Source organism: Brevibacillus sp. FSL K6-6036 (assembly GCF_037964015.1).
Lineage (GTDB): Bacteria > Bacillota > Bacilli > Brevibacillales > Brevibacillaceae > Brevibacillus > Brevibacillus borstelensis.
Window position 1 is genome coordinate 3,180,114 of sequence record NZ_CP150173.1, and the last position, 25,477, is coordinate 3,205,590.

The window sequence follows — 25,477 nt, forward strand, 5'->3', positions numbered from 1 at the left end:
CCTTTTTTACGCTTGGCGGTAAACGATTTTTCCGTCAACCAGTGTTACTGCAGGCCATCCTTTGCATTTCCAGCCGGCAAACGGCGTGTTTTTGCCTTTGCTCGCAAACGTATCGGGGTCTACTTCTTTTTCTGTATCCAGATCAATCACGGTCAGGTCGGCCGGTGCTCCGATTTCCAGGCGTCCGTATGGCAACTGGAAGCAGTCAGCCGGTTTCACCGTGAGAAAATCGACCAGTTGTTTCAATGTAAGCTCGCCTGTCAGAACGAGGTTTGTGTACAGCAGCGGGAAGGCCGTCTCCAGACCGACGATGCCAAACGGCGCCCGCTCCAGGCCGTTTGCCTTTTCCTCTGCCGTATGCGGGGCGTGGTCCGTCGCGATGATGTCGATCGTGCCGTCCTTCAGACCTGCGATCAGCGCCGCGCGATCGTCCCGGGACCTCAGCGGCGGGTTCATCTTCCAGTTCGTATTCAAATCTTCCGGGATGTCTTCATCGCACAAAAGCAGATGATGCGGAGTCACTTCGCAGGTGACGTTGACTCCGGCGCGTTTGCCGTCGCGGACCAGCCGTACGGATTCCTTGGCGCTGATGTGGCAGACGTGATAGTGAACGCCTGTCTGCTCGGCCAGCAGAATATCGCGTCCCACATGGACCGACTCAGACTCCGACGGGATGCCGGGCAGTCCGTGGCGGGCGGCCACAACGCCGTCGTGCAGCGCGCCGCCCGGAGGCAAGAGCGTGTCGTCCTCGCAGTGGGCGACGATGGAAAGACCCAAGGCCGCCGCCTCCTGCATCGCTTTTTTCATCATGCCGGCCGATTGCACGCCTACGCCGTCGTCTGTGAGGGCAAAGATCCCTGCTTCCTTCAATCCGGCAAAATCGGTCAGCTCTTTGCCCAGCTGGCGGATCGTAATTGCGCCGTAAGGGAGGACGCGGGCAGCACTTGCTTCGCGTGCCTTATCGTGGATGTAGCGGACTGTCTCGACACTGTCGATGGAGGGCCGGGTATTCGGCATGCAGGCAATGGTCGTAAATCCGCCTCGCACCGCCGCATTCGCTCCGGTCGCGATCGTTTCCTTTTGCTCCAGGCCAGGCTCGCGAAGGTGGACGTGCACATCGATGAAGCCAGCGGAAATGAGCCCGCCTCTGCAATCGATCCACTGGTGTCCGGCTCTGTCTACCTTTTCCGCTATCGCCGTGATCCGTCCGTCAGTGACCAGCACCTCTGCGGGGATCAGCTCTCCCGTCCGATTGATCAGTTTGCCGTTGCCAAGGATGATTCCCATTTCACATCGCTCCCTCTCAGTAATGTTTCCATGACGGCCATGCGTGCCGCTACGCCGTTGGTCACCTGCTTATGGATCAGCGACCGCTCGCAGTCGACCAGATCCGTGTGAATCTCCACTCCGCGATTCACTGGAGCAGGGTGCATGATCACCGCTCCCGGCTTCATCATGCGTGCTCGCTCCAGCGTGAGTCCGTGGGCCAGATGATACTCTTCCTTGGATATGAACAGCGAGGAGGTGTGCCGCTCGAGCTGGACACGCAGCATCATGACCACGTCAGCCATCCTGACGGCTTCGTCGATTTCGACGATTTGAACTCCATGAGGGACGAGCTGGGGTTGCGGCATCATGCTCGCAGGTCCCGCAAGCAGCAGCTGGGCGCCCATTTTCGGCAGAGCGTGCAGATGCGAGCCGAGGACGCGGCTGTGCCGCAAGTCGCCGATGATCGCGACGCTCAGCCCTTCGATTTTGCCAAATTGCTGCTGCATGGTCAGCAAATCGAGCAGGCACTGCGTCGGGTGTTCGTTCGTACCGTCCCCGGCGTTGATCAGCTGGAGCTCTACCTGATCAGCCAGCTCTTCAAACAGGCCGTCCTTGCGAGTCCGGATGACCGCTGCTTCCACGCCCATCGCTTCCAGTGTTCGCACTGTATCCAGGATGGTTTCCCCTTTTACCGTGGAGGAGGTCTCCGGGATGAAGTTCAGTACATGGGCACCGAGCCGCTTCTGGGCTACCTCAAAAGAGAATCTGGTCCGCGTACTTGCTTCAAAGAACAGGTTGGCGACGAAGCGTCCCCGCAACACCTCTGATTGCACGCCCGGACTCTTTGCCCAGAAATCCGCACGCTCCAAAAGGCTGCCGATCTCTTCTCTAGACAAATTCTTGATTCCAGTCAGATGCCGCATGTTACTCATCTCGAATCCCTCCGTTATTTCCGATTTCTCCAAACCGTCTGTAGATGTGTGCAAAAAAAGCTTCTTGCCAAGCTGCCGCGTGAGGCGGGCATAGGCAAGAAGCTTTTCGCTTCGTTCGACAAGCAGGGCAAACAGCGCCCTACTTCCTTGCCAGCCTCACGGGACTGTTTTAAAGGAATTTGGAACGTGTCAGGATTGTGCTTCGCGGTGAGCTTCCCCCATCGCCGATTCTTTCCCCGGGAGAATCACGTGCAGGATGATCCCGAGGAAGGTAGCGAAGGCGATGTTGTCAATCGTCAGATTGTGCAGGAATGCCTGCCAGAAGGTAGCACCTTCGAAGCTTATTTTGTAGCCGCCGATCCCGGTTACGAGGATCGCGGCAGAGATGATCATATTGCGCTTGTTGGAAAAGTCGACCTTGTTTTCGACGAACATGCGCAATCCTTGGGCGGCGATGATTCCGAACAGGATAATGGAGACGCCGCCAAGCACCGGTGTAGGGATGGTCATCAGCAGCGTGCTGATTTTGCCGACGAAGGCGAACAGGATGGCACAGACAGCAGCCAGTCCGATCACGACCCGGCTGTAGACCCGAGTGATTGCCAGAACTCCGATGTTTTCGCCGTACGTCGTCGCCGGAGGTCCTCCGATGAACGCGGCCAGAGAGGTCGCAATCCCGTCACCCAAAAGGCTGCGGTGCAAGCCGGGGTCTTTCATCAGGTCACGGTCCATGACTTTGCTCGTAACAAGCAGATGACCCAAGTGTTCTGCCAGTGTCACGAATGCGACCGGCGCAATGATCAGCGCTGCAACCCATGCGGAAGGATTGCCGATTACAGCTGCAACTTCGCCGAATTTGAAGTGATCGTGAAACATCCCCGAGAAGCCGACAAACCATTTTGCTTCAGCCACTTTGTTCAGGTCGATCAAATCGGGATGGCGGAGCAGGGTGTAAAGATACCCGACGATGATCCCGATCAGAATCGGAATCAGGGCGAAAAATCCGCGCAGCATCACTGCCGCAAGGATTGTCACGATCATCGTGACAAGCGAAATCTCGATGGAGGTCAAGGACAGGTGCGATTGTCCGTCTACCGTTACCTTTGTCGCCATATCGACAGCGACGACAGACAGGCTAAGTCCGATTACGACGATGACCGACGCAATTACCACCGGTGGCAGTACCCGATCCAGCCACTTGACACCTGCCTTCTTGACGATGGCCGCCACGATGATGTAGACAAGGCCTGAGAGCAGACAGCCGAGCAGTGCAGTGCCGACTCCGTAAGCCTGGCTCACTGTGATGATCGGACCGATGAAGGCAAAGGAAGAGCCCAGGTAGTTTGGAATCTTTCCTTTTGTAATCCAGAGGAACAGAAGCGTCCCGATCCCGCTGGTAAACAGTGCGGTCGCCACGTCCAGGCCTGTCAAAATCGGCACCAGTACAGTCGAACCGAACATGGCAAACAGGTGCTGAATGCTGAGCGGCAAAAGCCTGGAGATCGGCGGCGTTTCGTGCACATCAACAAAGTTTTTTTGACTCATTTTCGATATCCCCCTGTGCGTGTATAACGTTTCTGTCTACTAAAAAACCTCTTTGCGAGAGGCGCAAAGAGGCATACTCCTTCCATCGAAAGACGGGAAGCAAGTACCTCTTTGCAACCTCACGGGATTGCCATTTAAAGAGGTGTCATGCAGTTAGATCAACTGGCGAATGGTCACCATGTCCATGGCGTCCACTTCCGCTAGCTGTACATCGATAATTTCGCTACGCGAGGTCGGAACGTTCTTTCCTACAAAATCCGGCCGGATCGGCAGCTCGCGGTGGCCCCGGTCTACCAGTACGGCCAATTGAATCATGCGCGGACGCCCGTTGTCGATCAGCGCGTCCAGCGCCGCTCTCACCGTACGGCCGGTAAAGAGCACGTCGTCGACGAGAATCACCGTTTTACCAGTAATTTCATCAGGCAGTTGGGAACCGTGGAGTACGGCGTCCTCGGACTTGTGCTGCAAATCATCCCGGTAAAATGTAATGTCCAGCTGTCCGACAGGAACTCTTACATTTTCGATCAGTTCGATCCGCTCAACCAATCGCTCTGCAAGGTAAATCCCTCTCGTCTTGATGCCGACGACGATGCAGTCTTCCACGCCCTTGTTGCGTTCGATAATTTCGTGGGCAATCCGGGTTAAAGCCCGACGGATCGCAGCTTCATCCATAATCACGCTTTTGTTGATCATGTGTATTTCCTCCCCCGACTGACAGCTTGACATATTTGACGAGATGAAAAAAAGCTTCTTGCCGGTTGACAAGAAGCCACTGGGCATGACAGAAGAAAAGCGGCAGAGCCCCATTCTCTTTTGTCCATGCTTGTATCCGTGCCCTTGCCAGCCTCACGGGACTGGATTTAAAGGTTCTCGATTCGTCAGAACACATTATGTCATGAATCGGGCAAGGTGTCAACACTTTTTCATATTCCTCGAATCATTTCACTCAGATTGAATCCAGTAAACTCCCACCCATTCGGGCAAATAATTCGCATAGTATCCCGGGTCACCCGTCACATGGCGAACCAGCTCTTTCTCTTGCCCATCCGTTGTGCGAGCGTAGACAGAGCCATGCTCAGCTCCATCCAATCGGACAAAGATCAGCTGCTTTCCGTCTGGAGAAGGGTGGGGATACGTATCGGCTGTACCCTCGGGTCCCTTGGTGACTGGCAGCGCACGGCCTTGCGTATCTCGCATCCAGATTCGTTGTCCGGGGATAAGAAGCTGTTTCGGATCGTAATTCCCGAGCCATTTCGCATTTTCAAACCCTCTCGCAAAATACAAGCTGTCCACTGCTTTCTCGGGCCAACGCGGAAGGGCGTCCACTTTGCCAGGCTGTCCTGCATGTACAATCTTGCCGTCTTTATCTGCAAGGGTCAGATGTTTGTTTTCCGTTGCGATGCGTCCGCTCCCGTCGATAAAAGCCAATCGGGAACTATCCGGCGACCAGGAGAACCATTCCGGATAAGCCAGCCCCACCCCGATCTCGACCGGCTTTCGGTCCGGCTTCGTCAGGTCAAAAAGCTGAATGCTTACGCCATCGGCCGACAGTGAGCCCGATGAAACCCGGACATAGTAGGCCACCCGTTTGCCGTCAGGGGACAATGTGAGTCCTTCGGCCGAATACGGATAGATGCCTTCCTCGACATTCGGCGGCCCCCCCAGCGCATAGGCGGCCAGCTTTTTCCCTGCAAGATCGGTCAACTCCAAAGTAATAGGACGCCCCTTTGCAGCAGGAACAGACACAAGCAGACGCTTTCCATCCGGCAGCCAGGCAAAATCCTCAATCTCCCGCCTTTGCTCCAGCAGCTTCTGTACCCGCTCCCCATCCAGTCTTGCCACGACGAACTCGGGAGAATAGGCATTGTCTGGACCACCTGTTTGAGTGGATTGAACCATGTATGCAAAGGTCTTTGCATCACTCGCCCATTTCGGTTTCTCCAGAACCCGGCGCGGGTCCACCTGAAAGGCTCCGGATCCATCCGCTTTCACTGCCCACAGAACATTTCCGGATGAAGCATCAGCCGGATTTTGGTTGTGCAAGTAAAACAGCCATTTTCCGTCTGGCGACCATCCTGCAATCTCCACTGCACCGGTTGTCGTGATCTGCTTGGGTTTTGCCTTCGGGTCACTGCCGTCCAGCAGCCATAATTGCGCGTTGCTGGTAAACGCCACTCTTGCAGGTACGCTCGCCTCAAATATTCTCTCAGGTGTCTGGATTTGTTCGGCTGCACTGCCGATACCGCTGCCAGCAAACAGCACAACTGCTGCGCAAACGATACCGGACAGGATGGAAACCCACTTCCGCATCGCATTTGCCTCCCTCATTCTTGTTCAATCGTACGACGCATTTCGGCTGTCTTTTGTTACCTCCCAAACAAAAAACGCCAGGGAAATGATTTCTCAATCCCTAGTAATCGCATCGCTTTTATGTGACACCTATACCAAGGCTGGCTCCATCAACAAAAACAGATTTCCGTACAGATCGGCAAAAATGGCTTCGCGCCCGTACATCTGATCACGCGGCTCAGTGACAAAGTGCACTCCCCGTTCGCGGAATGTCGCATACGTCTCGTCAAACCGATCCGTCTCCCACACCCACATCGGATTTTTCCCTACCAGGGCCAGCATTTGTTCCGCCGTCTCCTGATCGTGCCAATGCGTCGGGTCGTGCAGCACAATTTCCACTTCCTGCCCCGGGAGTCCGACCGTCAGCCACCAGGCTCCCGAGTCCATTTTGGCACTCATCCGCACCTCAAAGCCCAGCTTTTCCGTGTAGAATTGCAGCGCCTCTTCGCAGTCCCTCACGTACAGCGTGACATGTGCCAGTCTTCGCAGCATACCTTTGCCTCCGTTACTGTGATCATCTTGAAAAAGCCCTTCCAATCGTACGCTTTACGCTTGCCGCAAATAATCGATCACATCGACCATTTCTTCTGGCAGCGGCGCTTCGAACTGCAGGCGCTCCCCTGTTCGCGGGTGGTCAAAGCCCAATGTTTTGGCGTGGAGCGCTTGTCCATCCAGATCAAGCGTGTTCTTCGGTCCGTACTTCGGATCTCCAGCCAGCGGGTAGCCAATGTACTTCATATGTACACGGATTTGATGGGTTCTGCCCGTCTCCAGCTTCAGCTCAACGAGTGTATACTCTTTGAAGCGTTCCAGCACGACAAAATGAGTCACGGCCGGCTTGCTGTTCTCAAAGACGACTGCCATCTGCTGGCGATTTTTCGGATCACGGCCAATCGGCGCGTCAATCGTTCCCATCTCGTGCGGGATGACCCCGTGTACGATCGCCACGTACTTGCGGTCTACGGTATGCTCCTTCAATTGATGGGCAAGCGACAGATGCGCCTTGTCGTTTTTTGCCACCATCAACAGTCCCGACGTGTCCTTGTCGATCCGGTGGACAATACCCGGTCTGAGGACGCCGTTGATCCCGGACAAATCCTTGCAATGGGCAAGCAGGCCGTTCACCAATGTCCCCGAATAGTGTCCCGGTGCCGGATGGACGACCAAGCCCCGCGGTTTGTTGACGACCACGACATCGCTGTCCTCATAAACAATATCCAGCGCCATCTGCTCCGCCTGGATCTCCATTTCTTTCGGCGCCGGTACGCGCAGCGTCACCTCATCGTCGGCAGACAGCTTGTAGTTGCTTTTGATCGGCTCTCCGTTTACAAAGACTCGGCCTTCCTTGATCCAGGCCTGCACCTGAGAGCGGGACCACTCCTCGTTTTGCCCGGTAATAAATTTATCGATGCGCTCTTTTGCATCCGATGGCTCTGCCACCCAGTCATACCTTTCAAACAACTCCAAATCGTCCATGATACTCTCCTCTGGTGTAGTCACTCTAGTATCCGTCAATATCCGTTTATCCATTAAACGGCCTTGCGCTTGCTATCCAGCAGAACATCGAGCAAAAGCAGCCCCACACCGATTGTAATCGCCATGTCGGCTACGTTGAAAATAGGGAAATTGATCACTGTCACATCGACAAAGTCGACTACTTTCCCTGTGGTGACGCGGTCAATAAAGTTGCCGATCGCTCCGCCTAAAACCATCGAAAGCGCAAGTGAAACACGCGGTTGGGACTTGCCGATCCGAATAAGCGAGATCAAAATGCCGACCACGACCGCGATCGTGATCACAACGAACAGCATTCGTTGGTTCGCAAGGATGCCGAAAGCCGCTCCCGTGTTGCGATGAGATGTCAAATGAAGCACATCCTGAATCAAGGGAATCGACTGTCCCAGCTCCATATGTTTTACCACCAGAGACTTTGTCCACTGGTCAAGCGCAATAATGGCGGCAGCGATGATAAAGTACATAAATGGAAGTCCTCCTTAAGTCCCGACTACAGACAGCCGCAAAAGATTCACGTCAAAATATTATTGTACCATAGGTGGAATAGCTCAACAATCTCGCCTCTCGGCCACTTACTTTCGCAGCAGCCTGGACAGCTTTTTGTAATAGCGATACCCTCTTCGGATCCCTTCCAAAAGCCACAGCGGCATTTTCCAGCCGCGGTCTTTGATAAACGGCAAATAAAACCGATAGTACGCTTTTCGCAGATCACGCCACTTGCTGTCCGGCTTGTCGCTCTTGTAGTAGTCGGAGACGTCGATCAAATAGCCGCGGCCTCGATCCATCAAGACGTTTTTGCCGTGAACGTCATGTGGAAACAGGCCTTTCGAGCGGGCCTCCTGCAACGCCTCCTCCACATCCTCGATCACCTGGGGAGGGACGGGAATCCCGTAGCGGAAGCAATCGTACAAGGAAATGCCGCGTATCCGCTTCAAGACCAGATAGTGCGGCTCCGCCTGGTAGCATACCGGGAACGAACGTGTCTCCCCCAGTTTCCGGTAGACCTCGACCTCTTGTTCCCAACCCGGCCGTCCCGGTGCGTACAGCTTGACGACGACGTCGGGATAATCGGGATGTCCGAATACGGCCGCATAATTTCCCGTACCGACCAATTCCCATGGATAGGGGGTCGACAGAACGACCACAGGATCATCCGGTGAGCGACTTTCTATTTTTACCGTTTGCAAAAAGGGGGTTAATACATCCCGATGAATGCGCATGTGTCCACTTCTTTCATGAGTAAAAAGCTGGCATTTGGCAGTCTGATGCAAAAAAAGCATCCACTCGTTCCTCCAGACAAGATTTATTGGGCGGGTCGAACGAGACCAAGATAGCTTCTTTTGATTCTAGCAAAACGCCAAAACGGTCGGCAACTCACAAAAAGGCCCTTTCACCGGAAAAAGTGAAAGGGCCGCCGATTCTACGCGTTGCTGGCTACGAAAACCAGTCGCGGATGGCTTCCGTTATCTTGTTCAGCGCTCCGACACTCGCTGCCTCGCAATAAATCCGCAAAAGCGGCTCTGTACCGGACGGGCGGATCAGGACCCAGTGTCCTCCCTGGAGCAAGAGCTTGATCCCATCCATTCTGTTCACGCCTGTGACAGCATAAGGTCCCACTTTTGCAGGAGAAACGGTCCTGATTTGCTCCAGCCAAGGCGTTTTCTCCGGCAACCGGATGTCCATACGCGTACTGAACAGTTCGCCAATTTCGTCATACACGTCCCGCAGCGTCTGGTCGATGCCTTTCTTTTCCCACGCACACATCTCCGCCAAGAGCAGGTTGATCAGGACGCCATCCTTTTCCGGGATGTGACCCAAAATACTGGCACCCCCGCTTTCCTCTCCGCCCAGCAGCACGTCGCCTCGCATCATTTGGGCACCGATGTACTTGAACCCGACAGGCGTCTCCACCAGCTCCAGATCGTAACGCTCCGCCAACCGATCGAGCAAATGAGTAGTAGCGACCGTCCGAACGATTCTGCCGCGAAGCCCCCTGTTTTTTACGAGATGATAGGCGACCAGAACGAGGATGGCATTGGGCGTCAAATACTGGCCGAACCGGTCCACGACGCCAAAGCGATCCGCATCGCCGTCATTGGCGAGTCCCAATGCCGCTTTCTGCTTGATGACCTCCTGCTTGAGCAAAGAAAGGTGCTGATCCTTTGGCTCGGGCAGCTGTCCGCCGAAAAATGGATCAGCTGTTTCCCGAATCCCGCAGGTTTCTACGCCTGCTTCTGCAAGCATGCGGCTGACATAGCCAATCCCGGCACCGTGCATGGGATCGACCACAACACGAAGATGCGCCTGCCTCATCTTGTCAAAATGGATCATGCGACGCAGATGGGCTTCGTAGTGGGGACGCAGCACAATTACTTCAAGAAGCCTGCGGGCTACTGCTTCCTCAGGGGTGATCGACAGCACTTCTCCCCCGTTTTGAATGCGCTGAATTTCCTCCTCCAGTCTCTCGGTAATCTCCGGCGTTGCCGGTCCCGCGTAATCGGGTATATACTTGATGCCGTTGTATTCGGGAGGATTATGACTGGCCGTGATCATAATCGCCCCGCTGACGGCAAAATGCTTGACTCCAAAAGCGACAACAGGCGTCGGGACGGATTCGTTTGCCAAATACGTCCGAATGCCATTGGCGGCCAGGACACCGGCAACGGCAAGTGCAAAGCGTCTACCCAAAAACCTGGTGTCATGACCGATGATAATGCCTTGCTCCTCCTGACCGATTCCCTTCGTATAAGCAGCAATGGCTTGGGCCACGACCCGTACATTTTCCATCGTAAACTCATCAGCTACGATGGCTCGCCAGCCGTCCGTGCCAAAGCGTATTGCAGTCACATTGTTTCACCTCAGCTCTCTTGCTTCATTTCTCTCGTCTCCTTTATGGATCCATTTAAAATGGAAAGGCTGCAGATTTCCTTCCTCCCACATTTTACGCCGCGATTTTCCCCCTGATAACCATGGACAACCGGCTATCTTTTGCCTCACTGCAAACGGAGCGCAGCCCGTCTCTGAAGAACCAAATCCGCCAGCGAAAGCTCCTTTTTGCAAAGGTAATCTACGATGCACATGAGTATGTAGACAGCATCCAGCTTCGGATGGAAACGGGCCTCATTGGTTCCCTCGCTTCTCGTCTCGCTAAAGATCATTTGCAGATCGGCAAGCTGGTCCTCCGTCAACCGCTCGCCCGTATGGGAAAACAGCTCGAGCGCTTCCCCGCTTTGCAGAAGCCGTACGCCCATATCCGCCTGATAGCTGCTGACGCCGTCGGCAATCGAGCCAACCAAAGCGGTCATTCCCAGTTCAGTGAATAAAGGATATAAAAGGCTAAGCAAAAAACGGGATTCACATTCAACCAGTACTGTATATCCCCTGTGCTTGATTGTTCCGCCATCGACTTGCATAAACAATGCCTGTTTATACGCATCCCAAACGCGATGCTCCACATGCAGCTGACCCAAGCGCCCCAGGGAACGAGCGTACATCTCCTGTCTACATGACAACTCGATGCTTTGCTGCATCTCACGGTTGATGGGCAATCCGTCTTGATCCGCAATTCGAAGCGTTACCTGCTTTTCTCCATGCTGCTTTGCCATCTGGATATGGATGCCGCCGGTGCAGGAAAGGCTTTGTACACCATAGCGAAGCTGAGGCGCAATACCGACACCGAAATCGATTGTATCAATCCCTGCTGCACATAGGCTGGTCATGACGCTATGCTTGAGCAATTGAGCAAATGGATGATCGCAAGCGCAAAGCGCTATTCGGCTCCCCGGCGGAAGCTGATAGGCGTAGGCAGCAGCCAGTCGGGAAACAAACTCCGGGGTTATGTCAACATTCCCTATCCCCGTAATCCCTTGGCTGTCAAACAACCTCCTCGGCTGCGTATTGCCGAAAATAACCGTATGGTTCACCGTTGCTCCTTCCTCAATTCCTTTGTGGGGCCAGATCAGCACACCGGCTTTGACACTGGCTGCGCGTCCGATGCGGCAACCATCCCCCACGACTGTGTTCTCCCCGAGCAGGACGCAATCGCCGATGCTTGTGTTTCTCCCGAGGATACTGCCCGACACATCCGCTTGCATCCCGATATAGCTGTTTTCCCAGAGGATCGTTTGTGTCAATGCTGACCCTTCTGCTACGACAGATCGGCTCCCGATGACAGAGTAAGCCCCAACCGATGTCCCTGTTTGCAGGTGGACCCCTTTTCCGATCAGGAGCGGTCCTTCCAATCTCACAGAGGCATCGATTGCAAGATCTCCCTCCACATAAATTCCGGGAGCCAGCTGCCTGGCGGGGATAGCCCTGTCCACCTTGCCGTCCAGCAGATCGCATTGAACCTGCTTGTATTCCATCAGCGAGTGTATTTTCGACCAATACGCCTTCATGACATAACCGCTCAGAGGGATTCCCTGTTGGAAAAGCGAGTGAACAAGCTGTTCCGGTTCCGCTAGTTCGCCTTCATCCTCAAGCAGCGAAAAAATCTCCGGCTCTATCAACACAATTCCCGTACCCAAGGCAAAACTGCCTTCTTCGACTGATTGTTCCGCAACCCCTGTTACGTTGCCTTCCCGATTTGTCCATACGTGGAGACCTTCCAAACGAGACTCGTCACCAGACAGCACCAGAGTCGCCATCGAACGCCTTTCCCGATGGAAGCCAATGGCTTCCGACAGATTGCAGTCGGTCAAGATGTCTCCGCGAATGACGACGCTTGTATCATTCAGAAATTCCGCAAGGCTCTGCCGATTTTTTTCATCGCCTGCAGACAGCCTCTGCTCCTCAAAATAGGTAAGTGCAACGCCGAACCGGGAACCGTCGCCAAAGTAATCCCGAACCAGCTCGGGAAGGTACTCTAGCGAAACGGCAATATCTGTAATGCCATGCTGCTTTAAGAGCTCGACCGTGTACTCCATGCACGGGCGATTCAATAGCGGTACCATCGCTTTTGGAGTACGAACGGTCAATGGAAGGAGCTCTTCGCCCTTTCCGTCCGCCAAGATTACAGCCTTCATCCACGGTACCTCCTTGTTTGCACAATCATCCGGAACCCCCGGGAAAGAAGCGTACGTTTACTCTATTCCGATTTTCCGGCCAATAGAACAAAACGGCGGATTTACTGCTTGAAATGAATTTGTCCTCTATCGGCTGCCTCCCGCATGCAGTCTTTGCCAAAACATCTGATTCCTCGCTGGCATCGTCACTGGCTCCGAGCGCAGGACAGGACAAAATCGTCTATCGTGAAATAATCCGAAATCAACGAGATACGTTCCACCCGGGCGCAAGCGATCAACAACAGTTTCCCTTGTATCCGCCTGCACGCAAATCTCTCTGATGGGATGAGGAGGTTTGCCATTTATTCGCAGATTCGTGGCATCGTACACACGAAGCCCTTGGGCTACTTCTTGTTCGTCAGCCTGCAGGTAGGAAGCAATCATCCGCAGCCGGGCTGCGCCTATTTCCCACTTTACACAGAAGGCGTCAGGTCTTTTTACAGCAGTCAAGATTCTGTTGTGGCCAAACGGACACGGGCTCTCCTGAGAATCGGACTTCGACTGTGAATGGATTGGAACTGGTTGAATGAGCACCGTACATCGCTCCCTTCTGTCGTATTCCCATATGTAGTTCTTCTCTCCTATCCCACGAAGACTGTTTACGGATCAATCACCATTGCAATCATAGCGGAAGTGGCAGACAAAAACTGTCGAACGCTGCAAACATATCGCTTGTTCTTTTGTCGAGTAAACAGCTCTTTTTCGTCATCATCGTACAAAAATCGTTTTGACCGTTTTGATTGGAGGGAATCACTTAAAATTGTTGCATCTTGAACGAGGAGAAAATTTATGGAAAATCTCTACATCGTAAGCAGCTATTTCCAGCGACCTCAGGCTACATAGCTGTTTCAACTCAAAAGAAAAGAGCCCACCTGTGCGGTGAAGTGCACCCCTTAGAATGGACATTGGATTAAACCCCTGGTAAATCCGATGAAATTTAAGGGGTGCATTTTTTATGGTGAAAAAGGGGCAAACGTTTAGAAGTTATTCTCACGAATTAAAGGTGGAAGCCATACGACTGCATATCGAAGAAGGATGGACATACCGTCGAATCATGGAGCATCTGGGGATTCCGGACCGCCACCGGCTTAAAGTATGGATGAAAAAATATAAACAGTTAGGCGAATTTGGGTTGATGGATCAACGAGGTAGACGTGAAGAATATGTTGATCAAGATCGATATGTTAAAAAGCTAAAACGAGAGAACTCGATGCTAAAAAAGTGTTTGAAAATCTGGATGCGGGAGGTGCAGCCCATAAGTATGAGGCGATCAAGCAAGTAGCTGGTGAGTATACGACTAGTGAACTTTGCAAGCTGTTTGGAGTCTCAAGAAGTGGATACTATGCATACTTGAAACGGCAACAAGCGGACCGGGACAAGCCCGTGAAAGACCTCATCAAAGTAGTTTATAAGAAGTATGATGGTAAATATGGGTATCGACAAACCCAGCTGTTTCTCTTACGAGATCACGGGGTATGGGTCAACCATAAGAAGGTACTACGTCTGATGCAAGAAATGAAGCTCCGTTCTCGAATACGCCGCAAATATCGAGGTCACTATGCTTCAACCGAAGGTGGACGAGTCGCTGAGAATGTGATGCAGCGGAATTTCAAAGCGGATGCACCTAATCGAAAATGGGTAACCGATGTCACACAGTATCGTGTCGCGGATACGTGGCTCTACCTGTCTGCTATTAAGGATTTGTTTAATAATGAGATTGTGGCTTACCACATTGGAGTTCGCAACGACAATCAGTTGGTCCTACGGACCTTTGAGAAAGCCTTTAAAAAGACGAAAGACGTGACTGGACTGATCGTTCACAGCGATCAGGGATTCCAGTACACGTCCTACGCTTACCACGACATGTTGCCGAAGGTTGGCGCCCAAATCAGCATGTCTCGGAGAGGCAACTGTTATGATAATGCCTCGATGGAGAGCTTCTTCTCGCATCTCAAAACGGAAGGGCTCTACCCTTATGATATCCGAAGTGTGGATGAGGCACAAAGGCGAATTGAGGAATATATTCAATTCTACAACCAAAGTCGACCACAACGAAAATTAAAAAGGCTGACGCCTGTTGAATTCAGACGTCAGCTGTCGGTCTAACGGTCGGGTTTTTTCTTACTGTCCACTAAATGGGGTCTTGACCACGGTGGCCCCGGGCTAGAAAAACTTTTTCCGATCTCGTTCTTCTTTCAGTATTTCCACTGCTTCCCTGAAACGAAGCGAGTGAATGACCTCCCGTTCACGCAGGAATTTCAGACCGTCCTGCAAATCCACGTCATCGGTCATATCGATCAGCCACTGATAGGTCGCTCTCGCTTTTTCCTCTGCGGCGATGTCTTCGTAGAGGTCGGCGATGGGATCGCCCTTGGCTTGGATGTAGGTTGCAGTCCAGGGGACGCCGGATGCATTTTGATAAAACAATGCCTTGTCGTGGTTGGCGTAATGATCGCCAAGCCCGTTTTCTATCAGCTGCTCGGGCGTAGCGTCTTTCGTCAGTTTGTAGACCATCGTCGCGATCATTTCAAGATGAGCGAACTCTTCCGTCCCGATATCTGTCAATAGGCCGATGACCTTGTCAGGAATCGAGTACCGCTGGTTCAGATAGCGGAGAGCCGCAGCCAGTTCACCATCCGCGCCCCCGTACTGCTCAAGCAGGAATTTTGCCATACGCGGATCGCATTTGCTCACGCGGACAGGATATTGCAGTTTCTTTTCATACACCCACACGATGTGTTCTCCTCCTCGTCTTTATACCTGCCAGGGCCAAGGCGTGTCGTTCCACTGCCACGGGTAACCAGAAAAACTGAGACCAAATTGCAGCAGCGGTCCGTAGCTTGCTTCAAATTCACAAGCAACCTTCCAGCGCTCCTCGGATATTTGGTTGAACTGCTGCAGCGCGTCAGCGTCATTGCTATGTGTATCGAGATAGAGCGTCAATTCGACCAAGACGAAATCGAGTGCCTGCAGTTGATGCAATAGTTGGTAGTATCGCTCGTCAACAGGCTTTGGTTCATTCATTTTTTTCTCCTCCCTTCGCTCCTGTCGCCGCGTCCTTCATAAGGGCTGTACAGCTCTGGCCACAGTGTGCCGTGGAATAGCGCCTCACGAGGTGAAAACTGCGGCAAATTGGGAGGTTGGAAGTGAATAAATAGCTGCGGCGGAACCACATATGTCTTCACTCGTTGCGGAGGGCAAGGATCAAACGGGCTGACATACGGATAATAGACTCGGTACTGGGAGTACAATGCTGAAACCTCCTTGGGGATAGGTCTTTGACTAACCACTACCACTCTATGACAATTACCCATGCCCGGTGTTGGGCAATCGCCCGATTCGCGTAAATAAAAATCGTCTATTTGCGTATGACAATCGTTCCGGTCACAGGTCAATGCGTCCAATTCTCCGCCTCTCAGCTTTAGGAGAAGAAATGTCTGTTCCTCTCCGTCAGTTATTGATGATGAAAAAATGCATGCGATTACGATTGGAAATCCTGCATGTATGTACAAACAAAAAAGACCCGCTTCTGAAAGCGGATCTTTCTCATACGGATTATCTTCTCTTGGTTATTCGTCCGTAGCCCCCTACCTTCGTACGCGGCGGCGATTTGCTTCGGGGCGTGGAAAAGATCGACGACTTCTTGCTGGAGCTGCTGTCAGAAATGCTGCTGCCCTTGCTTGAGGTTCGGGTAATTTTTCCTTTCTTGCTCGAGCCTGAAGACGTATCCACCGGCTTCTTGGTGATGCTGCCCTCGGAGCCGACGGTCGTATCTTTTCCTTTCGCTCCCCGTTTGATGATGCTGCCGGTTCCCTGCGTTGTGATCGGCGGAGCCTTCTTTATCTCTTCTGCAGTAGGTGTACGGTACGTCCCTGACGGTTTGTACACTTCCTTGGTCGTGTAGCCCCGGTACGTACCCGGATAGCTTTTGTGGCCATCGAACAGATCACTCAGGATGCTTGCAAGGATGTACCCTTCGAGGAAGGACGGATTGTAGTTTTGTCGAACAAATTCCTTGCTGTCCACTTCGATGAGCGTATCTGAAGGCTTGGCCTCATCCTGCTGCAAATGATACCATTCATCCGAGTAGACCAGAAACATGTGTTTCTCGTCCTCTTTGGAGATTTCGTCCGGCTCTCTTTGCGCGGACAACTCCTTGGCCACTTCCGGCACCGTTTTATTTTCAGCGCGGTAAACGCGGGAGGTCTGGCTTCCGTCTTTGGAAATCACAGATTCCAGCGGATAGGTTTCACCTACTGATTGGGTGTTGCACCCTGACAAGGCAAGCAGCAACAGGGCCGGGACCAGGATGAGCTTGATCGCTTTATACAGTGCCTGTCGCATGTCTCTCCCCCTTTACGTCCCGCGAATAATCTGCACGTCGGCCGGCAGGATGCTCTCCCCTTCATACAGCATAATGCGTCCGTCTTGCCACTCGATTCTGAGCAGCCGCCGGTCATCTGATTGGAACTGCCAAATATGCTGCTCCCCCGAGGATTGGAACGCTGTGCTTCCCGTCGCCGTCACCTTTCCGGAAAATTGCTCCTCCAGATGGTAGGTGGCATCGTCCAATTCAATCGTGCTCGGGATTTCATCCACTGAATCCAGCCGCCCGTCAATGACGTCATATAGCTGATAAACCGTCCGCTCCCGCTCTTCAATCAAAAAGTAGCGCACTCGATTGCCATCCTGCAAAGTGAGCATCACAGCGTTCCGGTTGAGATTGCGGGTCTTGCCCGTCACTTGATAGGTCTCCAGCGAGACTTCGATGACATCTCCCGGTCCGATCGCAAGCAAGCTCTCTTCCTCATGAGGAGGCTCATGCTTGGCAAAGATGTTTTGGATTCTCTTCCATACACTCATTGGTGAACCCCTCTCAATCTAACCATTTACAGACAGGCCCCCAAAATCAATGCTCCAACGACATGAAAGGACCCGGCCAGGAGCGCATACGCTACCATTCCCTGCTGGGTGCCTTCATCCAGATCCAGGCCTGTAAACGTTTTTAACAGCCTTTCCACCACAAATTCCAAAATGAACAAGATGATAAAAGATACCACCGAGACGAGCAGCGCTTCCCACAGGTCATTGGATGTCGCAATCGACTGCGACAGAATGTATCCCTGTGCAAACAGCTTCATCACAAATCTCGTCGTGACGGCCACATTGCCTTTTTTCATTTCCGTCAAATCTTTGTATCTGGTAAACAAGGAATCTATCCACATGAGCACAAACAACAAGATAGCCCCTGCTCCCGTCCAAACGAGCATGGCGAGAATTTCTCTCCAGGCCACTGACAATCCCCCCACGCATCAAGTTCATTCAATCCGGAAAATCCCGTGCCTTCGTCTTTCCCTCGGCTCCAACCGTCTCTGCTGATAGAAAGCCGGCTTTGCCAAGCCTTGGCTGAACGCAGTGCCCAAGGGGACACGGGCTTCAATAGTTGTACTATCGGTCCATTACGCATCATTTCGTTACTTCCTGCGACGAAAAAAGGGGGACCGCCCAGGCGGCTTACCCCTCGTATTTTTTCATCAGCGCAGCAAGCTCGTCTTCAACCTGCTGATCCTTGCTCAGTTTGGCAATTTCTTCGTCCAGAGAGGATTGTTTCTTGTACAGCTCTCCGCTCGCTTCCGCTTCTGCTTCCAGCTGCATCGCTTTTTCTTCCATGCGCTTCAGCCCGGCCATAGCAGTACTGGAGTCGAACCCGGACATCGATTGGTTGATTTGCTTTTGCGCTTTGGCGGCATTCACGCGTGCAGCCAATGTTTCCCGTTTGTTTTTCAGCTCGGTAATCTGCTTGCGCATTTCTTCCAGCTTTTCGCGCAGCATATCGGCAGCAGCCTTGTTTTGCTCATAGCTTGTTTTGTACTCGGCCATTTTTTGCTCGGCTGCTTTCTTTTCTTCCAGCGCGCGGCGAGCGAGGTCGATATTTTTCGCCTGCGCTGCGACATGGGCCTGCTCATCGCGTTTTTTCACCAGGGCTTCCTGCTCTTCATACAGTTGTTTGAATTTCTTTTCCAAAACGATCTGAGCAGCCACCGCTTTTTCCGCTTCCGCCAGGTCTTCCTGCATGTCACGCAGGTATTGGTCGGTCATTTTAATCGGATCTTCCGCTTTTTCTATAAGCGCATACAGATTGGACATGGTCAGGTCGCGAAGTCTTTTAAAAATGGACATAGGTCTTTTCCTCCTCGGATAAGGAACTTGGAAATACAACTTTAGACGCTGTACCTCTTTCTCTATATAGGTACGGATGAGTACAAAAGAAGTTTCAAAAAACGATAGGACTCAGGGCAGAGAAACTCTTTTCGCTCCCCGATCACCCATTCAAGGCTTCAGCGCCAGTATTACGAGTCCTGTTCGACCTTCACTCTTTTCTCCTCCTCGTCCCAAACCAGATAGGCGTCAAAACTCTCCTGTCCTTTTTTAAATCCCTTGATCTTGTTGCTTTTGCCCTGCTCCATCAGCTTCTTGGCATTGGTTTCGGTAATCTTCTTGCCCATGATCTGCTTGGAGATGGTCACGCTGCATTTTGTCTTTTGGTAGTTGCTGCAGCCGTAGAAATCTCCCTTGTCTACCAGATCTCCGCCGCATACCCGGCAGGCGGCCACCTTTTTGCCGAGTCTGAATCGCGAAGCCTGTTTGGGCAGGGCCTGGACATCGTAGTCCTGCAGGTTCCATTCCTTCGATTGCTCCACGGCGTCCTGGACGATCTTATGGGACAATTTTCGCACTTGCTCCATGAACGCCTGGGCAGACGCCTGTCCCTGGCCAATCTCGGCCAGACGCTGCTCCCAACGCGCCGTCATCTCGGCGGATGCCAGAATCTTGTCTCCAATCACTTCGATCAAGAGAATGCCTTTTTGCGTGGCAAACACCTGGTTCCGTTTTACCTCGATGTACTTGCGCTGCTTCAGCATGGCGATGATCCCGGCTCTGGTCGCTTCCGTCCCCAAGCCTTCCGTCTTCATCAGGACCTTTTCCAGCTCCTGGTTGTCCAAATGCTTGCCCGCCGTTTTCATCAAGGTGATCAACTGGCCTTCCGTGTATCGCTTGGGCGGCTGCGTCTTGCTCTCCTTTACCTTTACCTTGTGCACGCTGCCCTCTTCGCCCTCTGCAAGCGGCGGCAAAATCTCATCGTCGCCGTCCTTCTCCTGGTCAAACAACACAGTTCGCCAACCGGCACGCACCTGAACCTTTCCCTTGCTGACGAACTCTGCCCGTCCCTCCACCAGCGTCAGCACGGTCGTATAGTCAAATAATGCGCTCTCGCAGTGGGCGGCGATCAGCCTGCGCGCTACCAGGTCGTAAATTTTGCGCTCTTCATCAGGCAGCTTCGCGACGTTCGGCACCTGCTCCGTCGGGATGATCGCATAGTGGTCCGTCACTTTCTTCTGATTGACGTAGCGGCTGTTCCCTGCAAGCGATGTCTTGGGCGTCGGAAAATAGCCGCTGAACGCCGGCTGCTTTGCCAGCTTGGCGAGAATATCGGGAAAGGTCCGCGCCTCCTCCGTGGTGACGAAGCTGGAATCGGAGCGCGGGTAGGAAAGATATCCTTTCAGGTAGAGCTTCTGTGCCACTTCAAGCGTCTTTTGCGGCGAGAACTTGTAGAGCTTGTTGGCGGTTGCCTGCAATGCCGAGAGATTAAACAGATAGGGCGGCAAATACTCCTTCCGTTCCTGCTTCACCTCTTTTACAGAGGCTGACTTCCCGCGGCAAAAGGCGGCGATCCGCTCTGCCATCTCCGCCTGGTCGATGCGGGACTGCCCGTCCTTTTGCCAGACGCCCTCGTACTTCTTGCCATCGATCTGAAAAGTGGCCAGCACCTCCCAAAACGGTTCGGGCTTGAAGTTCGCGATTTCCTTTTCGCGCTTGACGACCAGCGCAAGTGTCGGGGTCTGAACCCTCCCCGCTGAAAATACATCGTTGATCCCCTTGTTCTTCAGCAGAATCGTGTAGACACGGGAGGCGTTCATGCCGATCAGCCAGTCGGCACAGGAGCGGCTGTAGGCTTCCTGATACAGGTTTTGCGTCTCCGTTTCGTCCAAAAGCGACTCGAAGCCCGCGACAACGGCCTTCTCGGTCAGAGAGGAAATCCACAAGCGCTTCATCGGTTTTTTCACGCCGCACTGTTCGATGATGGTCCTGACGATCAACTCGCCTTCTCTCCCCGCATCACCGGCGTGGATAATTTCACGAACATCAGACCGTCTGAGGAGCTGCTTGATGATGGCAAACTGCTTGGCTTTGGACCGTGTCACCTGATGGCGAAACGTCTCCGGAATCAGCGGCAGGCTTTGCAGTGTCCATCTTTTCCAGGCTGGATTGTACGCTTCCGGGGGAACGAGCTCACAGATGTGGCCGATCGCCCATGTGACGAGCGCCCCCTGGGGAAACAGGCGATTGGGGGCGATCTCAAGAAATCCCTGCTTTTTTCTATGTGTAAAGGGGCCGGCCAGTTTCATGGCTTGGTCCGGCTTTTCTGCTATGACAACCTTCATTTCCTCGTTCTCCCTATGCTATTTGTACAGGTTTTGTTGAAAAGCTTGTTCCCGTTCATTTTACACTATCCGCTTCCCTCCTTGCGAGCGGATGGAAAGCACAAAAAGGGAGCAGTCTCCTGCCCCCGTTTCCCATATGCTCGTTATTCGCTTCTCGAATGCAGCCTCGGTCTATCCGGTCTGACCGTTGTCGGCTCCCGCTGAAGGCGGACTCGGCACCCACTGCTGCGGATTGACAATGTCGGGAGGCGGCATGTCTGCCGGCGCAGGCTGACCTTCACCTCCCGGAACAGGAACCGCACCACCTTGCCCTTCTCCCGGTGCAGTATTGACATCCGGCTGCATATCACCTGGGGGCTTCGGAGGCTGCGGACTCGTTTGCTGCTTGGTTGAGCCAGAGTCCGGCTTTGCGGACGGCGGCTTAGCCGGAGTTGCATGACTTCCGCTGCCGGTGGACGGTTTTGTTCCCCCGGAAGGCTTGCGGGGCTCCGCACGGGCTACCTCCGCGATCGCAGCGTCGTTCATCGCGATTTCGGATTGAGCGCCCCGCTCGCTTTGCAGAATGCGGCGGATCTCATTCATGTTTTCCCGCGGCCACAGCGTATACAGCAGGCGGGAATCCCACAGCGCCCCGTTGTCAAGCGAAACGATGTCTTTCGAAGAGAAATTGCTGAAATCCATGGCCAAGCCTTTGATTTGATCCTTCGACAAATCGGTTTTCACATGCTTGCCGGCTGTTTCCAAAACAGCCAGGGCCTTCGTCAGTCCATCAGCAGAGGTCATCTTGTCGGTAACGGCTTTGATCACCTCTTGCTGCCTCCTGTTCCGGTCGAAATCGCTTGAATCGTATTTGCTACCCCTTCTGTCTATACGATGGCGGACATAGCCGAGAGCCTGCTCGCCATTCAGCACCTGTTTGCCAGCCCTCAGCGTCCGGTAAACACCCCCGCGCGGCAATTCGTAGACCAGCTCGCGGTCGACAGTTACCTCGACTCCTCCCAATTTGTCGATAACGGCCTTGAAGCCTTCAAAATCAAGCAGGATATAGTGGTCGACCGGGATGCCAAACATGCTCTCCATCGTTTTTTTCAGGATGGTCACACCGTTTTCGGTCACAGGCTCTCCCTTTTTCTCCGCCTGCTGCCTCAGCCCTTCTCCAATGGCGAATACTCCGTTGATCTTGTGGTATTCCGGGTAGCCGGGCACCTTTACCCGCGTATCCCGCGGAATGGAGACCATGCTCACCTTCTTGTCATCCGGATCAGCGACAGCCAGCATGAGAACATCCGTATTCAGCATGCCGATGTTCTGGCGTGTATCCGTCCCGATGATCAGGATCGAAAGCGATTTGTTTTCTTCGTAATGCTGTTCGACTACGGGCTGATCCGGCAATTTGTACGGGTTCTCGGTTACCTCCGTCAGCGTGTCATCCAGCTTGGAGAGGACATATCCCCCGCCGATGATGGCTGCTAGCAGAAGCATGCTGCCGGTCAACATGAGCCACAGCTTGAGACCCTTTTTGCTCCGCTTGGTCCGCCTCTGCTTTGCCGTCGGCACTCCGTTCTTTTGTGTATTCCCCAACATCCAGTCACTCCCTCGAAAAGACAGAGAAGTTTTTGTTCTTGTAAAATTATGTCTCATTCTACCATACCCGGGTCTATTTTTGTAAAACTTTGGTGAAGGCTGCTTGACGATGCCATTTTTTTCTCCTATTATGAAAATCACAATAGAGTTAGTCATTCAACTAACTAATCAATGTCAAGAGGGTGAGTATATGGCCAAACCGAACGTCATCTCTCGTCAGGAATTGCTCCAATCTGCCCGTCAGGTAATCGCAAGCCACGGGATGCAGGCCCTTACCTTGAAAGCTGTGGCCGAGGGAGCAGGCGTTACCCAAGGAACGGTGTACTACCATTTTCGCAACAAAGAACAACTGCTTCTCGAGTTGATTAAAGAAATGTGTCAGGATTCCTGGCATGACCTTCTGGCAGATGCCGGCCAAGGCGAAGCCATTTTGGAAAAGGCGCTCGCTTCCGCCCGGAGCCGCTGTACCCATGATTCTCCGTATCATCGCGTCTATTTCTCCTTGATCGCTGCGGGTATCTATCAGGACTCATTGCGCAGCGAGCTGGCCCTGCTGCAGGACCAGGAAAATCAAGCGCTTGGCGAGATTGTCAAAAAATTCGCGGGGGAGCGTACACCTGTTGATATTCCAGCCGAACGCTGGGCCCCTCTGTTCAATGCGTGGATTGACGGACTCGCCTTGCAGGCGCTGCTGTCGCCCACCTTTGATGCCGATCAGGCGTATGCCGACCTCGCTCATGTCATTTCATTTCTTGTTGGAAGGAAAGGAGCCGAATCACGATGAAACTGTCAACACGCGAATGGGTCACTCCGGTTGTCTCCGGCGCAATAGTCTGGCTGCTGGTCACGTTATTTTTCCGTTACTTTGGCCATCACGTACTTGTCAGTGTGACACACGACCTGTTTTTCCCCGTCTTTCTCGGACTGGAAGCTGTCACGGCCATCGCTCTTTACTTGGTGGGCCTTTCCTACCACCTGATTGATCCATCAAAGTACGGCCTCGTCCGCTTCGGGATGCTTGGCACAGCCGTAGGACTAATGCTGGACAGCATCTCCCTTTCGAATCACACTCTCTTCTTCCCGCACATGAGTGATGAGCAGGTGCTTTCCTTCTCGGTCTGGGTGGTCTTTGCCTACGGGTTGTACATCTTGATCCCGGCCTGGCAGAACACTCTTGCACTCGCCCGTCGAAAGGGGTAGTCTAAAACTGTCTGGATCATCATAGAAAGCATATATATAGAGAGCGTTTGGCAGTCTCTTTTTGGAAAGGGGGACTCGTGTGGAACATGTTCAGGTACTTATCGCTGGCGGCGGCATAGCGGGAATGTCGGCCGCCATTTGGTGCGAACGGCTCGGGTTGTCCTGCATTCTGATCGAGAAAACGGATCGGTTGGGCGGCCAGCTGGCGCAAATCCACAATGAAATCTGGGATTTTCCTCCGCATATTTACGCGGACGGAACGAACCTTCTTGAAGAGCTGCAAAGTCATAAAGTGCTTCGAAGCCTGCAAGTCCGGTTTGGTGAAGCGCTGACCTCGGTCGATCCCACCAAGCGAAAGGTAACAACCACGCGGACGGCCTATCAGACAGACTATCTGATCGTTGCGACAGGCGTAAGCCCTAATCAGATTCCTGCCCTCGCGGATTGTTCCAAGGTACTGGCCCCCTGGTTTTCCACTACCGCCGAGGCGGAAGCAGTCACCGGAATGGACATCGCCGTCATCGGCGGAGGCGATCGTGCAGCGGAGAGCGCCTACAATCTGAGCCGCTATGCACGGACGGTTCACCTCTTGGTGAGAAGCGCCCACATGCGGGCCCGCTCCCAGTGGAGAGAACGACTTTCCACGCTTCCTTCGCTGACGATTCTGTGGGAAACGGAGGTCGCCGCTTGCTCGGAGCGGGATGGAAAAGCTGTTTTGTCCCTTCGCTCCTTTCGTCCGGATACGCCTTCAACAATAAGCGTCGATCGCATTTTGCCCAGAATTGGGGTTCACGGCAATGTTGACGGGTTAGACAGCCTTTTGGGAGAAGAAAATTCCCGCTATCTGCCGGCAGACAATTATCAGCAGGTCAAAGGGACAGAATGGATTTACGCGATCGGTGATGTCACCAACGGTGCGGATTATGGCAGCCTGTCTTTGGCGGCAGGTCAGGCGATGAAGGCAGTAAAGCACATTTCACTCCAACTGAAGGAGCAGTGAAGCATGCATGAATTCGTAGATGACTTCGGCTTCTCGGTTACCCTTACCTTTGATCCTGCCGTCTTTCGCCAGCGTACCGCCAAGCACGTCCTCGTCTTCCCCTTTTGGCAAGGAAAGCTGGTGTTTACCCGTCATCGGACGCGAGGGATTGAACTTCCCGGGGGAAAAGTCGAGCCCGGTGAAACAAGCCTGGCCGCCGCCGTCCGGGAGACCTTTGAAGAGACGGGTGCTGTCCTGGAAGCAATCGAGAGGATCGGTCAGTACACGGTTGGCGGTGAAATCGTAAAGGATATCTACATAGCCCGGGTGCTGCATCTTGCGGATCTCCCAACCGGAACCGATGTGGAAGAAGCCGTTTGGTTTGAGGAAATACCCGTAGCGGTAAAAGGGCAAAAACCGTTTAGCCGATATTTGTATGATGACGTCTATCCGTTGACGCTTGAGCAAGCAAGGCGCCATCCCTTTTCCGCGAATGTGAAAACATGAAGAGACAGGCATCTCCTTTAAAAAGGCGGA

The 25,477-nt window shown here is 53.2% G+C and carries 27 protein-coding genes; 6 read left to right on the forward strand and 21 right to left on the reverse strand.

Features of this window, described 5'->3' with window-relative positions:
* Positions 1–6: 6 nt before the first annotated feature.
* From NST37_RS15965 to NST37_RS16020, 12 genes are all read right to left on the reverse strand, one after another.
* Entirely contained in the window at positions 7–1,287 is a 1,281-nt protein-coding gene (locus tag NST37_RS15965; protein ID WP_171505974.1) for a dihydroorotase, read from the reverse strand.
* Complete coding sequence (locus NST37_RS15970) at positions 1,257–2,201, reverse strand: aspartate carbamoyltransferase catalytic subunit (RefSeq protein ID WP_277614051.1); 945 nt, start codon at positions 2,199–2,201, stop codon at positions 1,257–1,259. Before NST37_RS15970 ends, NST37_RS15965 begins: the two co-directional genes overlap by 31 nt.
* A 189-nt stretch (positions 2,202–2,390) precedes the next feature.
* Positions 2,391–3,746 carry a solute carrier family 23 protein gene (locus NST37_RS15975; protein WP_031932970.1) on the reverse strand — a complete coding sequence of 452 codons (1,356 nt, stop codon included), beginning with the start codon at positions 3,744–3,746 and terminating at the stop codon, positions 2,391–2,393.
* Positions 3,747–3,899: 153 nt separating this feature from the next.
* On the reverse strand, positions 3,900–4,439 hold the full coding sequence (pyrR, locus tag NST37_RS15980) for a bifunctional pyr operon transcriptional regulator/uracil phosphoribosyltransferase PyrR (protein ID WP_003386197.1): 540 nt from the start codon (positions 4,437–4,439) through the stop codon (positions 3,900–3,902).
* A 249-nt stretch (positions 4,440–4,688) separates the two neighbouring features.
* Complete coding sequence (locus NST37_RS15985; protein ID WP_339185561.1) at positions 4,689–6,056, reverse strand: hypothetical protein; 1,368 nt, start codon at positions 6,054–6,056, stop codon at positions 4,689–4,691.
* A gap of 129 nt (positions 6,057–6,185) precedes the next feature.
* Positions 6,186–6,587 carry a VOC family protein gene (locus NST37_RS15990; RefSeq protein WP_003386199.1) on the reverse strand — a complete coding sequence of 134 codons (402 nt, stop codon included), beginning with the start codon at positions 6,585–6,587 and terminating at the stop codon, positions 6,186–6,188.
* Between the two features lie 54 nt (positions 6,588–6,641).
* On the reverse strand, positions 6,642–7,571 hold the full coding sequence (locus NST37_RS15995; RefSeq protein ID WP_339185562.1) for an RluA family pseudouridine synthase: 930 nt from the start codon (positions 7,569–7,571) through the stop codon (positions 6,642–6,644).
* A gap of 53 nt (positions 7,572–7,624) precedes the next feature.
* On the reverse strand, positions 7,625–8,074 hold the full coding sequence (gene lspA, locus NST37_RS16000) for a signal peptidase II (RefSeq protein ID WP_003386201.1): 450 nt from the start codon (positions 8,072–8,074) through the stop codon (positions 7,625–7,627).
* 108 nt (positions 8,075–8,182) lie between these two features.
* A complete protein-coding gene (locus NST37_RS16005) occupies positions 8,183–8,830 on the reverse strand; it encodes a serine/threonine protein kinase (RefSeq protein WP_031932973.1) in 648 nt (215 codons plus the stop codon).
* Positions 8,831–9,044: 214 nt separating this feature from the next.
* Positions 9,045–10,457, reverse strand: coding sequence for a phosphoglucomutase/phosphomannomutase family protein (locus NST37_RS16010; protein WP_031932974.1), 1,413 nt, complete (start codon positions 10,455–10,457; stop codon positions 9,045–9,047).
* A 146-nt stretch (positions 10,458–10,603) separates the two neighbouring features.
* On the reverse strand, positions 10,604–12,634 hold the full coding sequence (locus NST37_RS16015; RefSeq protein ID WP_339185563.1) for a sugar phosphate nucleotidyltransferase: 2,031 nt from the start codon (positions 12,632–12,634) through the stop codon (positions 10,604–10,606).
* Positions 12,635–12,760: 126 nt separating this feature from the next.
* Positions 12,761–13,207 carry a DUF4912 domain-containing protein gene (locus tag NST37_RS16020; RefSeq protein ID WP_024982951.1) on the reverse strand — a complete coding sequence of 149 codons (447 nt, stop codon included), beginning with the start codon at positions 13,205–13,207 and terminating at the stop codon, positions 12,761–12,763.
* A gap of 421 nt (positions 13,208–13,628) precedes the next feature.
* Here NST37_RS16020 and NST37_RS16025 point away from each other — a divergent pair, with 421 nt between their 5' ends.
* Both NST37_RS16025 and NST37_RS16030 read left to right on the forward strand, forming a co-directional pair.
* Positions 13,629–13,955 carry a helix-turn-helix domain-containing protein gene (locus tag NST37_RS16025; RefSeq protein ID WP_024985204.1) on the forward strand — a complete coding sequence of 109 codons (327 nt, stop codon included), beginning with the start codon at positions 13,629–13,631 and terminating at the stop codon, positions 13,953–13,955.
* On the forward strand, positions 13,895–14,779 hold the full coding sequence (locus NST37_RS16030) for an IS3 family transposase (RefSeq protein WP_155808033.1): 885 nt from the start codon (positions 13,895–13,897) through the stop codon (positions 14,777–14,779). Before NST37_RS16025 ends, NST37_RS16030 begins: the two co-directional genes overlap by 61 nt.
* 57 nt (positions 14,780–14,836) lie before the next feature.
* Here NST37_RS16030 and NST37_RS16035 read toward each other — a convergent pair whose 3' ends face one another.
* The 9 genes from NST37_RS16035 to NST37_RS16075 all read right to left on the reverse strand — a co-directional run bounded on the left by NST37_RS16035 (position 14,837) and on the right by NST37_RS16075 (position 22,761).
* Positions 14,837–15,406: a manganese catalase family protein gene (locus NST37_RS16035; RefSeq protein ID WP_024984275.1), complete on the reverse strand. Its 570-nt coding sequence runs from the start codon at positions 15,404–15,406 to the stop codon at positions 14,837–14,839.
* Between the two features lie 21 nt (positions 15,407–15,427).
* The gene (locus NST37_RS16040) at positions 15,428–15,697 is read right to left on the reverse strand and encodes a spore coat protein CotJB (RefSeq protein ID WP_003386213.1); all 270 of its coding nucleotides are present in this window, start codon (positions 15,695–15,697) and stop codon (positions 15,428–15,430) included.
* Positions 15,694–15,924, reverse strand: a complete 231-nt coding sequence (locus tag NST37_RS16045) for a spore coat associated protein CotJA (protein WP_003386215.1) — start codon at positions 15,922–15,924, stop codon at positions 15,694–15,696. The genes NST37_RS16040 and NST37_RS16045 overlap by 4 nt, the downstream gene beginning before the upstream one ends.
* Positions 15,925–16,228: 304 nt before the next feature.
* Positions 16,229–17,017, reverse strand: coding sequence for a DUF4247 domain-containing protein (locus tag NST37_RS16050; protein ID WP_003386217.1), 789 nt, complete (start codon positions 17,015–17,017; stop codon positions 16,229–16,231).
* Between the two features lie 12 nt (positions 17,018–17,029).
* The gene (locus NST37_RS16055) at positions 17,030–17,536 is read right to left on the reverse strand and encodes a DUF4178 domain-containing protein (RefSeq protein ID WP_003386218.1); all 507 of its coding nucleotides are present in this window, start codon (positions 17,534–17,536) and stop codon (positions 17,030–17,032) included.
* Positions 17,537–17,562: 26 nt separating this feature from the next.
* A complete protein-coding gene (locus tag NST37_RS16060; RefSeq protein WP_003386219.1) occupies positions 17,563–17,967 on the reverse strand; it encodes a DUF350 domain-containing protein in 405 nt (134 codons plus the stop codon).
* Positions 17,968–18,187: 220 nt separating this feature from the next.
* Positions 18,188–18,853 (reverse strand): PspA/IM30 family protein, encoded by a 666-nt coding sequence (locus tag NST37_RS16065; RefSeq protein ID WP_024984277.1) that lies wholly within the window; start codon positions 18,851–18,853, stop codon positions 18,188–18,190.
* Between the two features lie 170 nt (positions 18,854–19,023).
* On the reverse strand, positions 19,024–21,177 hold the full coding sequence (locus NST37_RS16070; RefSeq protein WP_003386221.1) for a DNA topoisomerase III: 2,154 nt from the start codon (positions 21,175–21,177) through the stop codon (positions 19,024–19,026).
* Between the two features lie 171 nt (positions 21,178–21,348).
* Positions 21,349–22,761 (reverse strand): LCP family protein, encoded by a 1,413-nt coding sequence (locus NST37_RS16075; protein WP_003386222.1) that lies wholly within the window; start codon positions 22,759–22,761, stop codon positions 21,349–21,351.
* Positions 22,762–22,951: 190 nt separating this feature from the next.
* On the opposite strand from NST37_RS16075, the gene NST37_RS16080 reads away from it, so the two are divergent.
* The 4 genes from NST37_RS16080 (at position 22,952) to NST37_RS16095 (ending at position 25,447) form a co-directional block, all read left to right on the forward strand.
* A complete protein-coding gene (locus NST37_RS16080; RefSeq protein ID WP_003386224.1) occupies positions 22,952–23,545 on the forward strand; it encodes a TetR/AcrR family transcriptional regulator in 594 nt (197 codons plus the stop codon).
* Positions 23,542–23,961, forward strand: coding sequence for a hypothetical protein (locus NST37_RS16085; RefSeq protein ID WP_003386225.1), 420 nt, complete (start codon positions 23,542–23,544; stop codon positions 23,959–23,961). Before NST37_RS16080 ends, NST37_RS16085 begins: the two co-directional genes overlap by 4 nt.
* A gap of 79 nt (positions 23,962–24,040) precedes the next feature.
* Complete coding sequence (locus tag NST37_RS16090; RefSeq protein ID WP_003386226.1) at positions 24,041–24,961, forward strand: NAD(P)/FAD-dependent oxidoreductase; 921 nt, start codon at positions 24,041–24,043, stop codon at positions 24,959–24,961.
* Positions 24,962–24,964: 3 nt separating this feature from the next.
* The gene (locus NST37_RS16095; RefSeq protein WP_024984190.1) at positions 24,965–25,447 is read left to right on the forward strand and encodes an NUDIX domain-containing protein; all 483 of its coding nucleotides are present in this window, start codon (positions 24,965–24,967) and stop codon (positions 25,445–25,447) included.
* The last annotated feature ends 30 nt before the right edge of the window (positions 25,448–25,477 follow it).